Origin of the sequence: Acinetobacter sp. R933-2, from assembly GCF_030325485.1 — a bacterium.
GTDB lineage: Bacteria > Pseudomonadota > Gammaproteobacteria > Pseudomonadales > Moraxellaceae > Acinetobacter > Acinetobacter sichuanensis.
The window spans coordinates 243,983-257,841 of sequence record NZ_JACAIJ010000002.1 but is presented as its reverse complement, the minus strand read 5'-3'; the positions used below and the strand labels follow the sequence as shown (position 1 = coordinate 257,841).

At 38.8% G+C, this 13,859-nt stretch carries 15 protein-coding genes; 8 read left to right on the top strand and 7 right to left on the bottom strand.

Annotation, left to right across the window (positions count from 1 at the left end; genetic code table 11):
* Positions 1 to 17: 17 nt before the first annotated feature.
* The gene (scpB, locus tag HX005_RS03800) at positions 18 to 608 is read right to left on the bottom strand and encodes an SMC-Scp complex subunit ScpB (RefSeq protein ID WP_107009498.1); all 591 of its coding nucleotides are present in this window, start codon (positions 606 to 608) and stop codon (positions 18 to 20) included.
* Positions 605 to 1,396, bottom strand: coding sequence for a segregation and condensation protein A (locus tag HX005_RS03795; protein WP_286376328.1), 792 nt, complete (start codon positions 1,394 to 1,396; stop codon positions 605 to 607). Before HX005_RS03795 ends, scpB begins: the two co-directional genes overlap by 4 nt.
* A gap of 310 nt (positions 1,397 to 1,706) precedes the next feature.
* Here HX005_RS03795 and HX005_RS03790 point away from each other — a divergent pair, with 310 nt between their 5' ends.
* A complete protein-coding gene (locus tag HX005_RS03790; RefSeq protein ID WP_286376327.1) occupies positions 1,707 to 2,423 on the top strand; it encodes a GNAT family N-acetyltransferase in 717 nt (238 codons plus the stop codon).
* Positions 2,424 to 2,730: 307 nt separating this feature from the next.
* On the opposite strand, the gene HX005_RS03785 is transcribed toward HX005_RS03790, so the two are convergent.
* Together HX005_RS03785 and HX005_RS03780 are read right to left on the bottom strand one after the other, a co-directional pair.
* On the bottom strand, positions 2,731 to 3,348 hold the full coding sequence (locus HX005_RS03785) for an L-threonylcarbamoyladenylate synthase (protein ID WP_286376326.1): 618 nt from the start codon (positions 3,346 to 3,348) through the stop codon (positions 2,731 to 2,733).
* Positions 3,349 to 3,430: 82 nt separating this feature from the next.
* A complete protein-coding gene (locus tag HX005_RS03780; RefSeq protein WP_286376325.1) occupies positions 3,431 to 4,093 on the bottom strand; it encodes an elongation factor P hydroxylase in 663 nt (220 codons plus the stop codon).
* Positions 4,094 to 4,190: 97 nt separating this feature from the next.
* On the opposite strand from HX005_RS03780, the gene HX005_RS03775 reads away from it, so the two are divergent.
* The 6 genes from HX005_RS03775 to lysM all read left to right on the top strand — a co-directional run bounded on the left by HX005_RS03775 (position 4,191) and on the right by lysM (position 7,903).
* Positions 4,191 to 4,754 carry a YceD family protein gene (locus HX005_RS03775; protein WP_107009493.1) on the top strand — a complete coding sequence of 188 codons (564 nt, stop codon included), beginning with the start codon at positions 4,191 to 4,193 and terminating at the stop codon, positions 4,752 to 4,754.
* 75 nt (positions 4,755 to 4,829) lie between these two features.
* The gene (rpmF, locus tag HX005_RS03770; protein ID WP_004723964.1) at positions 4,830 to 5,015 is read left to right on the top strand and encodes a 50S ribosomal protein L32; all 186 of its coding nucleotides are present in this window, start codon (positions 4,830 to 4,832) and stop codon (positions 5,013 to 5,015) included.
* A gap of 158 nt (positions 5,016 to 5,173) precedes the next feature.
* Entirely contained in the window at positions 5,174 to 6,160 is a 987-nt protein-coding gene (fabD, locus tag HX005_RS03765; RefSeq protein ID WP_107009492.1) for an ACP S-malonyltransferase, read from the top strand.
* The gene (gene fabG / locus HX005_RS03760) at positions 6,157 to 6,891 is read left to right on the top strand and encodes a 3-oxoacyl-ACP reductase FabG (protein WP_107009491.1); all 735 of its coding nucleotides are present in this window, start codon (positions 6,157 to 6,159) and stop codon (positions 6,889 to 6,891) included. The genes fabD and fabG overlap by 4 nt, the downstream gene beginning before the upstream one ends.
* Positions 6,892 to 6,976: 85 nt before the next feature.
* Positions 6,977 to 7,213, top strand: a complete 237-nt coding sequence (acpP, locus tag HX005_RS03755) for an acyl carrier protein (RefSeq protein WP_065994154.1) — start codon at positions 6,977 to 6,979, stop codon at positions 7,211 to 7,213.
* Between the two features lie 207 nt (positions 7,214 to 7,420).
* Entirely contained in the window at positions 7,421 to 7,903 is a 483-nt protein-coding gene (gene lysM / locus HX005_RS03750) for a peptidoglycan-binding protein LysM (RefSeq protein ID WP_286376324.1), read from the top strand.
* A gap of 93 nt (positions 7,904 to 7,996) precedes the next feature.
* On the opposite strand, the gene HX005_RS03745 is transcribed toward lysM, so the two are convergent.
* The 3 genes from HX005_RS03745 to HX005_RS03735 all read right to left on the bottom strand — a co-directional run bounded on the left by HX005_RS03745 (position 7,997) and on the right by HX005_RS03735 (position 12,551).
* The gene (locus tag HX005_RS03745; protein ID WP_286376323.1) at positions 7,997 to 9,280 is read right to left on the bottom strand and encodes a ribonucleotide-diphosphate reductase subunit beta; all 1,284 of its coding nucleotides are present in this window, start codon (positions 9,278 to 9,280) and stop codon (positions 7,997 to 7,999) included.
* A 142-nt stretch (positions 9,281 to 9,422) separates the two neighbouring features.
* Positions 9,423 to 9,554: a preprotein translocase subunit YajC gene (locus HX005_RS03740; protein WP_107009488.1), complete on the bottom strand. Its 132-nt coding sequence runs from the start codon at positions 9,552 to 9,554 to the stop codon at positions 9,423 to 9,425.
* Between the two features lie 132 nt (positions 9,555 to 9,686).
* A complete protein-coding gene (locus tag HX005_RS03735; RefSeq protein WP_286376322.1) occupies positions 9,687 to 12,551 on the bottom strand; it encodes a ribonucleoside-diphosphate reductase subunit alpha in 2,865 nt (954 codons plus the stop codon).
* A 555-nt stretch (positions 12,552 to 13,106) separates the two neighbouring features.
* On the opposite strand from HX005_RS03735, the gene bfmR reads away from it, so the two are divergent.
* Complete coding sequence (gene bfmR, locus HX005_RS03730) at positions 13,107 to 13,823, top strand: response regulator transcription factor BfmR (RefSeq protein WP_035267251.1); 717 nt, start codon at positions 13,107 to 13,109, stop codon at positions 13,821 to 13,823.
* Positions 13,824 to 13,859: the final 36 nt, after the last annotated feature.

Genomic DNA, 13,859 nt, shown 5'->3' with positions numbered 1-13,859 from the left:
ATCAACAGTGTACCTATTTAAGACTTAGACGCTTGCGCATCTAATGCCATAAAAGCTTCCTTGGCATCCTGTAGGGGAGGCAATTGATCTAAAGACACTAGACCAAAAGCATTTAAAAATTGAGGCGTTGTAACTAACAACGCAGGTCTTCCTGGGAGCATTCTAAAACCAGACTCTTTAATCCAGTTCCATTCAAATAATGTTCGGAGTATCTGACTATTATTTGTCACTCCACGAATTTGCTCGATATCAGCTCGGGTCACGGGTTGATGGTAAGCAATCACTGAAATGGTTTCTAACAATGACGGGGATAATTTGGTTGGACGTTCAGGCCAAACTTGTGCAATGGTATTTCGATATTTTGCACGAACCTGAAAACGATATCCTTGAGCGACTTCGATCAATTCAATCGAACGACCATGTTGTAATACAGACAATTGCTGCAAATAGTTGTGCAATTGTTGTTTAGAATATTGATTTTGAAAAGCTTCTTTTAGGCGAGCAACGGAAACGGGTACATCACTTGCAAAAATAATGGCTTCAATTTGCATCAAAACTTCGTGATGAAGTTCATCTACATTAAACACATTATTATGGTCGATGGTCATGTCGTTGCTCCTTGAATTGCAAGCGGAGCATCGTGCCCACTAGAAATGATCAAAATCTTCTGTTGACGGGTCAACTCCAAGATTGCCATAAAAGTGACAACTCTGCCCATTCGACCTTGGTTTGATTTTAGTAAACTTTCAAAATTTAACACTTGTCCTGATTTTGCCATTTGTTCAATGTAAGCGATGCGCTCTTCAAGTAATACAGGTTCGTGTTCAATTTTATGAATGATGGGTTCTGGGCGATTAAAAATACAATACAGGGCATCACGTAGCATTTCTGCTTCATAGCCTTCATAAACACTTGCTGTTTGCCCGATTGAAACTTGTGCGGGGAAAATATCTCTTTCTAAAATCGGCATTTGCCCCAAACGTTCAGCCGCTTGTTTAATTCTTAAATACGTTTCTAAACGATCAATTAGAGCTTGTTTAGGGTCTTGTTCTAAATTGATTGCCTTAGGTTTAGGAAGTAAGAGGCGAGATTTTAAATCAGCCAATAATGCAGCCATCACCATATAATCGGCTGTTAGCTCAATATTCAGTGATTTCATGCTGTCCATATAAGCTAAATATTGGGTTGCGATTGGTGCAATATCAAGCTGGAGTAAATCAAAACCATTTTTTTGAATCAGATAAATCAAAAAGTCGAGTGGTCCTTCGAAATGATCAAGCAAAATTTCGAATGCAGCAGGAGGGATGTATAAATCCTCAGGAATTGAATCTTGCCACTCATCGAGTATTCGAATGGGTGGAAGCGATTCCATTGAATTATGGACTATTTGAGTCATTACCGTTTTTAGCCACGCGAATTTTCAAAGGCATGTTAAGGCGATTCGGGAGTTCACTTTTCAGCGTTTAGGGAGATGAAGTGATATTCGAATAGCACTGAATATAAAGAGTGCTTATTCTAATGGAAAAATCATAATGAATAAATTACTTGGCGTGATAAAAACAAAAAAAACCTGAAAATAAATAGGGAATATTTTTTATGGTGATAATGGTGCGATTTTTTGATCAATAATTATATTTAAATAGACTAGAGAAAATTATAAAAAACAGGCATATTAATTCAGAGCCTTTACATGTTAATAAATCAAAATGCTGAATTATCAAAAACACCAAGTTAATGAATTTGGACAAAAAATTGGTAAAACTCTAGCGCTAGAAACGCCAAAACAATTTCAAGAAAATATTTTAATAGGAAACAATGTACGCTTACTTCCTATTCAAAATGATGTTTTACAAACGCCCGCTTTTTCAGCGCTTTGGAAAGCGATGGAAAGTGAGCCAGATCACGCTTGTTGGACTTATTTGCCATATTCGACATTTAACTTCCAAGTTCAGTTAGAACAAGCATTGAAAAAAAATTTTGGTTTTACAGGAGCAAAACATTTTTTGATTGAAGTTGAAAGCAAGATTTTAGGTTGGATTGCACTGATGAATGAGCGTTCTGAGCATGCAGTGATCGAGATCGGGAATGTGTATTTTTCTCATCAAATGAAACGTAGTGTTGCTGCAACTGAAACGATTTACTTATTATTAAAAGCGTGTTTTGAGCAAGGTTTTAGGCGTGTTGAATGGAAATGTGATGACTTAAATGAACCCTCAAGACAGGCAGCATTACGTTTTGGCTTTCAATTTGAGGGTATTTTTCGTCAAGATCGTATTTCTAAAGGTAATAATCGTAATACGGCATGGTATTCGATTCTTGATGAAGAATGGCAAACGATACAAGTTGCTTATGAAAATTGGCTTAATCCTGAAAATTTTGATGCAAAAGGTCAGCAAAAAAAGCGTTTGCAAACCAGAGAATAATGATCAAGCGATTTAGATTTGAAGCATTTTAAATTTCAAAGCAAATGAAAGTGAGCATAAATGTAGATCATCTTACTCAATGAGATAAGTTGAAAGCGCAGGGGCTTCCATTTGAGCAACTTTTAAAAAAACAAGTTTTTGATTTGAGTATCATATTTTTTATCCCAAATAACCTTAGCATTTGATTAAAAATACCAAGGCTGTTCAGGATAAATCATTACATCTTCAAGGGTGTTTTGCATATTGGCTAAGATTAAAACGGCTCAGATTAAAACAAAACCATAGACGTATTATTTCTTAAAACAGCTTATTCAAAAGCACTGACATCACCCACACCACGACGGATGATTTCAGGATTTGCCCCTGATAAATCTACAATGCTTGTCGTTGTTAATGTACCTAAGCCGCTATCAATAAAAACATCGACTCTTTTTTCTAACTGTTGCTCAATTTCAAAAGGGTCATCCAAAGGTTGGTCTTGATTCGGTAAAATCAAAGTGCTGGTTAAAAGTGGTTCACCTAACTCTTTTAATAACATCTGACAGACAGTATTACTTGGCACACGTAAACCAATCGTTTTTTTCTTAGGATGCATTAAACGTCGAGGTACTTCACTGGTTGCAGGTAAAATATAAGTCGTTACCGCTGGTGTATTGGCTTTAAGTAAGCGATACATGGCATTGTCGACTTTGGCATAAGTGGCAATATCGGATAAATCTGCACAGATAATGGCATACTGATGCTTTGGACCTAAGCCTCGAATTTGTGCAATACGCTCCATGGCATTTTTATTTCCAATTTGACAGCCAATTGCATAAGCTGCGTCGGTTGGATAAATGACAACATCGCCTGCACGAATACGTTCGACGGCTTGACTAATGAGGCGTGGTTGAGGATTGTCAGGATGTACTCTTAAATGCAACATATTGTTCTCTCCTGAATATTTTTCATTCATTATCACTTGCTTGAATAGGCGCTTGCAAGGTCACTATGTTGATTTGTGTAAATTAATCAAGCATTTCACGTTGAAACTCATGACTTTGTAATGTTTTGCCACTTCGAGTACAAGTGCAAATACATGCGATGAAATGTTTTGCATCTCTAGGAAGTTGAGCTTCACCTGAAAAATAACGTTGTACTTGATTAAAAACGTCATTTTTAAATGATGTGCCATCGCCGCCTTCACCTGTAAGATTATCAAGTGATACACGAAATTTTCGCCCAAAAGCTTTGGCGAATAACCATTCAATGGCTTGAGGCTTTACTTCGACTTGCTCAAAAAGTGCTTGCTGTTCGGCTGTACGCCCATCAGGTGCATACCAATAACCTAAATCAGGCAATAAACGACGCTGCTCACCTGCAATACTCCAATGGCTGATTTCATGTAAGGCGCTATTAAAATAACCATGAGCAAATTGAATGCGTGCTGCTTCACTTTTTGTTGCTGGAAAATATTCTGGTTCAAAATCTCCACGAACAAGTGTCACATTTAGGTGGGAAAACCAAAGATTAAAGTGTAAGATAAGCCAATCGACCTGTTGAACTTCAGTTTGTAAATCACACCATTGTAAACGTTGCACAAGGCTTGGTTTTTCAGAAGAAATTGAAGTTAAATCAGTGTTTAACTGTAATGAAGTGGTGACTTCAGGTTGCGGCTGCAACTGATGCATGACTTAAATTACCCAAATGATCTGTCTAAATAAGTACAAAATTGTATCTTAATCTTTGACAGAGTACCGATGAATTTGTAGAATTGCCGCCTTAATTATGTCAGCAAAAACCTTTCCGGCACAGATTGAGCCGTTTAAATGGGCTGAACAGGGCTTTGCATGGTCAGGTACACTGCCATTGTCTCGCTTTGTTCGTATCGCTCGTGAAGCTGTTGGGTCAATTGATAATCAATTGATCATTATAGACTGTACACTATCAATGGATGCGTATCATCGTATCGTATGGTTAGATGGTCATGTTGAAACGAAAGCGCCAATGGAATGCCAACGTTGTTTGGATGCCGTTGAAATCGAACTCGTTTCAGACTTCCATATAGCTTTAATCGATGATGAGTCACTGATAGAGCGCTTGGATGAGGATGCTGATTACATCGTCTTAGGCGAAAGTGAAGCAACAACGCGGGGAGATTACGCAACTAATACCCCTGCAACTGCTGATTTACTTTCTCTAATAGAAGATGAATTGATAACGTTGATACCAATGTCTCCTAAGCATGATGCTTGTGAGCATAAACATCAGCCAGTTGATCAGGACATTGTTGAAGAAAAACGGGATAATCCGTTTGATGTTTTAGCAAGTTTAAAGGGTAAACTTAACTAAATTTTGTGTTATAATGTTGAGTTAAGACAACCGAATTGTTCTGATCCATTTTTTCGATCTTTGTAAGGAGCCATCATGGCCGTTCAGCAAAACCGTAAAAGTCGCTCTCGCCGTGACATGCGCCGTTCACATGACGCTTTAACCGAGAATGCATTAACTGTAGACCAAACTACTGGTGAAACTCACCGTCGTCACCACGTGACTAAAGATGGTTTCTACCGTGGTCGTCAATTATTCGCTAAAGCAGCTGATGCTGAATAATTGTTGATGCATTAAGCGAAAGCTTGGTGAAAAAATGGGAGCATTATGCTCCCTTTTTTTGTCTTGTTTTTTTGTTGTATTTGGCAATTAAAATTATTTAAATTAAATGTTAAATTGCCGCATCGGAAACGAGCTGAAAATGAAGAAAGGACTTTTATATGTCTGCTAAACGACTGGAGCAAGCTGCTCAAGCAACAAAGACTGCTTTTTTGTTTCCTGGGCAAGGTTCACAAAAAGTAGGTATGCTCGCTGAATTGGCAGAGCAGTTTGGTGTAGTAAAAGAAACATTTACAGAAGCTTCAGAAGCTGTTGGTTTTGATTTATGGAATATCGCCCAAAGTGGTGAAGGTCTTAACCAAACGGAAAATACTCAGCCTGTCTTGCTTACAGCAAGTGTTGCAATGTGGCGTGTATGGTTAGATTTAGGTGGGGTTGCACCTAAATATCTAGCAGGTCATTCATTGGGTGAATACAGCGCTTTGGTTGCAGGAAATGCAATTTCATTAGCAGATGCAGCGAAATTAGTTCATTTACGTGGTCAGCTAATGCAATCGGCTGTACCACAAGGTGAAGGCGCGATGGCAGCTATTTTAGGGCTAGAAGATGCTCAAGTGGTTGCACTGTGTCAAGCTGCTTCTCAAACAGGACAAGGGTCTGTTGAAGCTGCAAATTATAATGCAAATGGTCAAGTGGTCATTGCAGGTGCAGCAGCACTGGTGCAAGAAGTCATGGCGCAAGCAAAAGAGCAATCAGGTAAAGCAATAGCACTTCCTGTATCTGTTCCATCACATTGTTCATTAATGAAACCTGCGGCTGAACAGTTTGCACAAGCTTTGGAACAAACTGCCATTGAGCTACCAAGTATTCCTGTAATACAAAATGTCAACGCAGCAATTGCTCGTGATGTAACAGCTTTACGTCAAGCATTAACTGCGCAACTGTATGAATCAGTCCAGTGGACAAAAACAATGCAATACCTACAAGATCAAGGTATTCAGTATGTAGCAGAATGTGGTCCTGGTAATGTTCTTGCAAATCTTGCAAAACGCTTACCAAACATTGAAAAAGCATTCCCAATTGACACACAAAGTCGCATGGAAGATGCACTGAATGCCATTTTAGTGGCAGAAGGAAAAATTGCATGACACAAGAACGCAAAGTCGCATTAGTGACAGGTGCAAGTCGAGGAATAGGCGCAGCCATTGCTCAACAACTTATTTTAGACGGTTATTTTGTGGTTGGTACTGCAACTTCTGAAACTGGTGCAGATAAAATTTCTGCAACTTTTGCAGAAAATGGTGCAGGTGCCGTTTTAGATGTACGTGATGGTGATGCGATTGATGCCTTAGTATCTGATATTGAACAAAAATATGGTTCAGTTATGGTGCTGGTAAATAATGCTGGTATTACGAAAGACAACTTATTATTACGTATGTCAGAGGCAGACTGGGATGATATTTTAAATATTCATCTAAAAGCTGTGTTCCGTTTATCTAAACGTGTATTAAAGGGTATGACTAAAGCGCGTTTTGGTCGCATTATTAATATCAGCTCTGTGGTTGCGCATTTTGCAAATCCTGGTCAAGCAAACTATTCTGCTGCTAAAGCAGGAATTGAGGCATTCAGCCGTAGCTTGGCAAAAGAAATGGGCAGTCGCCAAATCACGGTCAATAGTATTGCACCTGGCTTTATTGCAACAGAAATGACTGAACAGTTAAGTGAAGATATTCGCAAAAAAATGAGCGATCAAGTAGCTTTAAATCGTTTTGGTGAGCCACAAGATATTGCAAATGCTGTGAGCTTTTTAGCTTCAGATAAAGCAAGTTACATCACTGGTACAGTATTACACGTAAATGGTGGTTTATACATGGCTTAATGTCATGTATTAACTTTGAAAAAATTCAATATTCAATTAAACTATCGGCAATTAAAAGCCGCCACAAGCAATGAGGAGAATTCCTGTGAGCGATATCGAACAACGCATTAAACAAGCTGTTGCAGAACAATTAGGTATGAAAGCTGAAGAGATCAAAAATGAGGCATCTTTTATGGATGACTTAGGTGCTGACTCTTTAGACCTTGTTGAACTTGTAATGTCTTTTGAAAATGACTTCGACATCACTATTCCTGATGAAGATTCTAACGAAATCACAACTGTTCAATCAGCAATTGACTATGTAACTAAAAAACTTGGTTAATCGTTGAATGCATAGTGATTGATCACTATGGATTGGAGCCACCTTTTAGGTGGCTTTTTATTTATAAATCAAAAACATTGGTTACATACCGTTACGTTTCTGTTACCAATGACAACCAATTTCAGTATATTTTTTAGCTATAAAAATAGAGTACAAATTTTTATAAATCATTTATTAGATAATCGTTAAAAACTATGGAGAATCACAATGGGTCTTTTTGATTTTGTAAAAGGTATTGGTAAGAAAAATACAGCTCCTGCAGAGCCACAAGCAGCGCCAACAACACCAGCAGCACCTGTGGAGCCATCAGCACAAGAAATTGCGAATAAGTTATTAGGTCATATTAAAGCATTAGGTTTGCCTGTAACGGGTCTGTCAGTGAGCTATAATGGCGCATCAGATTTGGCAACAGTAAAAGGTCAAGTGCAGACTCAAGCAGATAAAGAAAAAATTATTTTAGCTGTTGGAAACATTGACCATGTTGCACAAGTGGATGATCAACTGACTGTAGTAACGCCAGAGCCTGAGAGTAAGTTTTATACAGTTAAATCTGGTGATAACTTATCTAAAATTTCGAAAGAATTTTATGGTGATGCAAATCAATACAACAAAATTTTTGAGGCAAATCGTCCATTGTTGAAAAATGCAGATGATATTTTCCCAGGACAAGTATTACGTATTCCTGCATAATTTTGAGTAAAAATCACTATTTCTACTTAAAGAAGAATAAACAAAAAGAACCTCATTTGAGGTTCTTTTTTGATATTTACAAGGTGTTAGACTTTACCAGCTTAATGCACCGCCAGTCTGATAATCAGTCACACGTGTCTCGAAGAAATTCTTCTCTTTACGTAAGTCCATCATTTCAGACATCCATTGGAATGGGTTATTCACACCAACAAATTGTTCAGGTAAACCAAGTTGACTTAAGCGACGGTTACAGATGAATTTTAGATATTCCTCCATCATCGCAGCATTCATACCTAATACGCCGCGTGGCATGGTGTCACGTGCATATTCAATTTCCAGCATTGTACCTTCAAGAATCATTTGAACCACTTCTTCTTGGAACTCTGCTGTCCATAAGTTTGGATTTTCAATCTTGATTTGGTTAATCATGTCGATACCAAAGTTCAAGTGCATAGATTCATCACGTAAAATGTATTGGAATTGCTCAGCAACACCATTCATTTTGTTACGACGACCCATAGACAAGATTTGACTGAAACCACAGTAGAAGAAGATCCCTTCAAGTACGCAGTAGAATGCGATCAAGTTACGCAGTAAGATTTGATCGTTTTCAGGTGTACCTGTTTGAAATGTAGGATCGCTAAGAGATTGAGTGTATTTCAAGCCCCAAGCTGCTTTACGTGCAACAGAAGGAATCTCGCGGTACATGTTGAAGACTTCACCTTCATCCATGCCTAAAGATTCGATACAGTACTGGTATGCATGTGTATGGATTGCTTCTTCAAAAGACTGACGCAAGATGTATTGACGGCACTCAGGGTTGGTAATGTGGCGGTAAATTGCCAATACCAAATTGTTTGCAACCAATGAATCTGCGGTAGAAAAAAAACCTAAAGAACGCATGACAATAGTACGCTCATCTTCAGTCAAGCCATTTTCAGACTTCCAAAGTGCAATGTCTTGCGTCATGTTGACTTCTTGTGGCATCCAATGGTTTGCACAACCATCAAGATATTTTTGCCAAGCCCACTCGTATTTGAATGGTACAAGTTGGTTCAAGTCAGCACGACAGTTGATCATGGCTTTGTCGTCAACTTGTACACGTTGTGCGCCCATTTCAAGCTCTTGTAAGCCTGGTGCAACATCTAAATTTTCTAGAGCGTTAGATGCTTTTGCCAATGGATCGGCTGAATTTGTTGTTCCTGCTGAATAGGTTCGAGCGGGTTGTGTAGCTGCCAAATTCGACGATGCGTGCTGTGCATCAGATACCACTTGCGAATCAGTCGCTTTCTTCGGTTCGACGGGCGCAGGCTGGTGAGCTTGTGCAGCTTGTTTCGGTTCATCATCTTCGAAATCGTCCCAACTTAGGATAGACATGTTTGTTCTCTCTTCGTTGCTTTATATCTGTTATGGACATCTCACAAGCGAAGATGTCACTACTATACGCTCATTATGTGTAAGCAAAATTAAGTTTCGCTGATGAATGTATTCAAATTGTTCATTTGAATGCAGGTCAACACTACTTATTTTGCTTACGCTTTTGTTGTCTGCGGATTGCAAAGAATGCATAAACAGCAGGGATATAAAAAATTAAAAAGGCTAAGATCAGTGCAATTGCGCCTAACTCATAGTCATGACTTAAATGGAACATTTCTTAGCCTCTTTATTTTAAAATCCTCCCCCAACCCCTCCTTTAATAAAGGAGGGGAGATCGAGAGTTTTATTGGCTTCTCGAAAGTCCCCCTTTTTCAAAGGGGGATTCAGGGGGATTTTTAATTAATAATTACTGACAAGCTTCACAATCTGGATTGTCGATTGAACATGCTTGTGGTACTGGAGCTGCGTTTGCAAAACCTTCTTCTTCAATAGCTTCAGGTTTTTTAGCTTCTACAACAGGAGCAGGAGCTGCAACGGTTGTTGGTTTAACGGCATTTAATGCACCAGTGTTAATAGTCGATTTCTCTGCAGAAGTCGCACCTAATGCACGGAGGTAGTACGTCGTTTTAAGACCACGTAACCATGCCATTTTGTACGTCATATCGAGTTTCTTACCATTTGCACCAGCGATGTAAAGGTTAAGAGACTGCGCTTGATCGATCCATTTTTGACGGCGTGATGCAGCATCAACAATCCAACGTGTTTCAACTTCGAATGCAGTGGCAAAGATTGCTTTTAATTCCTCTGGAATACGTGCAATTTTTTGTACTGAACCTTCGAAATGTTTCAGATCATTGACCATCACAGAATCCCAAAGACCACGATCTTTTAACGCACGTACTAGGTACGGGTTAATTACTGTGAATTCACCAGAAAGGTTAGATTTCACATAAAGATTTTGGAAAGTAGGCTCGATAGACTGAGAAACACCACAGATGTTTGAAATCGTTGCAGTCGGTGCAATCGCCATCACGTTTGAGTTACGCATACCGTCTTTTTGAACTTTGGCACGTAAAGTGTCCCAGTCCAAACGTTGAGTGCGGTCAACTTCAAACATACCTTCAGGGCGTGTTTGAGCAACAAGGTTCAGTGAGTCGATTGGCAAGATGCCTTGATCCCATAATGAACCTTTAAATGTTTCGTAAGTACCACGTTCAACAGCCAAGTTACTTGATGTTTCAATCGCGTAATAGCTGATCACTTCCATAGATTCATCAGCAAACTCTACAGCTGCTTCTGAACCATATGCAAGATTCATTTCATAAAGCGCATCTTGGAAGCCCATGATACCCATACCGACTGGGCGGTGTTTCATGTTTGAATTTTGCGCTTGTGGGACAGCATAGTAGTTAATGTCGATCACGTTATCGAGCATACGTACCGCAGTTTTAATCGTGCGTGCTAATTTTTCACGGTCGAGTTTGCCACCTTGAACGTGTTGTACAAGGTTGATCGAACCTAAGTTACATACCGCGATTTCATCTTTATTGGTATTTAAAGTGATCTCAGTACATAAGTTAGAAGAGTGTACTACGCCAACGTGTTGTTGTGGAGAACGTAAGTTACATACGTCTTTGAATGTGATCCACGGATGACCTGTTTCAAACAACATTGACAACATTTTGCGCCATAAGTCTTTCGCACGGATTTTCTTATGAAGCATGTTTTGTTCTTTGGCAATGCCTTCGTAGTACGCATAACGTTCAGCGAATTCTGCACCAGTCAAATCATGAAGATCAGGCGTTTCTGATGGTGTGAATAAAGTCCATTCAGCATCTTGAAATACACGTTGCATGAACAAATCTGGAACCCAGTTCGCTGTGTTCATGTCATGGGTACGACGACGGTCATCACCTGTGTTTTTACGAAGTTCTAGGAATTCTTCAATATCCAAGTGCCAAGTTTCAAGGTATGCACACACTGCACCTTTACGTTTACCACCTTGGTTTACGGCAACCGCAGTATCGTTGGCAACTTTAAGGAATGGGACTACACCTTGAGATTTACCATTTGTGCCTTTGATGTATGAGTTCAAGGCACGAACTGGAGTCCAGTCATTACCTAAACCACCTGCCCATTTAGAAAGTAGGGCATTATCACGCATTGCACCATAGATGTCATAAAGGTCATCTTGGATCGTGGTTAAGTAGCAGCTTGATAACTGTGGACGTAATGTACCAGAGTTAAATAATGTCGGAGTTGAAGCCATGTAGTCGAAGCTAGACAATAAGTCATAGAACTCGATTGCACGATCTTCTTTATTTGCTTCGTTTAGCGCAAGACCCATCGACACACGCATAAAGAACAATTGCGGAAGTTCAAAGCGTACTTCATTAGAATGGATAAAATAACGGTCAAATAAAGTTTGCAGACCTAAATATGTAAACTGGTTTGAACGTTCAGGTTTGATGGCAGCAGCTAACTTTGCAAGATCAAAATTTAATAGATCTGTAGATAAAAGCTCAAGTTCAATCCCTTTCTTCAAATAAGTTTCAAGCGCATCACCTTCATGGGTATCTGCTGCTAAACCTAAAAATTTAAGACCTGTTGCAACTAAGTTGTTACGCAATAAACGTGCAGTCACATACGTATAATTTGGTTCTTGTTCAATACGTGTACGTGTTGCCATCATCATTGTCGTTGAGATGTCGGACTCTTTTACACCGTTATATAGGTTTTTAACTGTTTCATCGACAATGGCTTGAACATTAATACCTTCTAAGCCTTCACTTGCTGTTTCAATCGTGGCATGCAGGTTGCTCAAATCTAGAGGCTGAAGCTGACCATTCGCATCTGTGATTTGTAAAGTTGGATGATGATGAGCATTGGTTTGTTTACGTGCTTCTGAACGTTGCTCACGATAAATTACATATGAACGAGCAACTTTTTGCTCACCTGTACGCATAAGTGCCAATTCAACTTGGTCTTGAATTTCTTCAATGTGAATGGTACCGCCAGAAGGTAAACGACGATTAAAAGTATTTAATACCATTTCCGTTAATTGTGTAATGCGGTCATGAATACGGCTTGAATCGGCACTTTGTTGACCCTCAACAGCCAAGAAAGCTTTGCCAATTGCTACAGAAATTTTTTCTGCATCAAACGGGGCAACATCACCAGTGCGTTTAATCACTTGAAGTTGACCAGGGGTAGTAATGGCGTTCATTGTCAGCGTAGCTCCATTGTCATCATTGTTATGTTTATGGACCATTTGAATCAGATAAAATACGATCAATATTTATCTTGATATTTGAGGACTAAACACAATACTTAGTGGTTTAATTTAAATTAGGGCACAAGATACGGTAAAATTTAGGGGAGATCAATATTGACATTTCGATAATTTTTTTTTCTCAAAGCAGTAAAAAAAAATGCAAAATTTTTGACGGCTTGAGGTATTTTTATATATGTCTTATTAGACAAGGGTATAGCATAGCAAACTCTGAGCAAGGTGCTTATAGATAACCTTGTGGATAACTAAAAACAGTCAGTTTAATGAGACAGAATGTGAACAATGAAATTTTTTGTATAAAAAATATTCTTAAGAATAAGGAAAATGGCAATGAATAATAAAAAATAAGTATTTATTAAGGAAAACTATCTACAATTCAATAGTTAATAAAAATATAACAAATTGATACGCTCATGTATCAGTTTGGTGAATAGGGTCTTGTTTACAATGTAAACGTGTGTATATTGCAAAACATAGTGTGTTGAATCTGCGAGATTTGTATGCAGGGATTAGGTTAAATAAAGGGGCATATGTATGAGCCAAGAAGAAAAGTTACCAAAAATTTTAATTGTTGAAGATGACGAGCGTTTAGCGCGTTTAACTCAAGAATATTTAATTCGAAATGGACTAGAAGTTGGGGTAGAACCAGACGGCAATCGTGCAATTCGTCGTATCATTGCTGAACAACCAGATATGGTTGTATTGGATGTGATGCTACCAGGTGCAGATGGATTAACCGTTTGTCGAGAAGTTCGTCCACATTATCATCAACCAATTTTGATGCTTACAGCACGTACTGAAGATATGGATCAGGTGCTAGGCTTAGAAATGGGTGCAGATGACTATGTTGCTAAGCCTGTTCAACCACGTGTTTTACTGGCGCGTATTCGTGCGTTATTACGTCGCACGGACAAAACACCAGAAGATGAAGTAGCGCAACGCATCGAATTTGATGATCTTGTGATCGACAATGGTGGACGTTCTGTGACTTTAAATGGTGAATTGGTTGATTTTACCAGTGCGGAATATGACCTATTGTGGTTGCTCGCTTCAAATGCTGGACGAATTTTGTCACGTGAAGATATTTTTGAACGTCTGCGTGGGATTGAGTATGATGGTCAAGATCGCTCAATTGATGTGCGTATTTCACGTATTCGTCCAAAAATTGGTGATGATCCTGAAAATCCAAAGCGTATTAAAACAGTGCGTAGTAAAGGTTACTTATTTGTTAAAGAAACAAATGGAATGTAACCCTATTTTCTGTTTAAGAACATAGTCCTACCATAA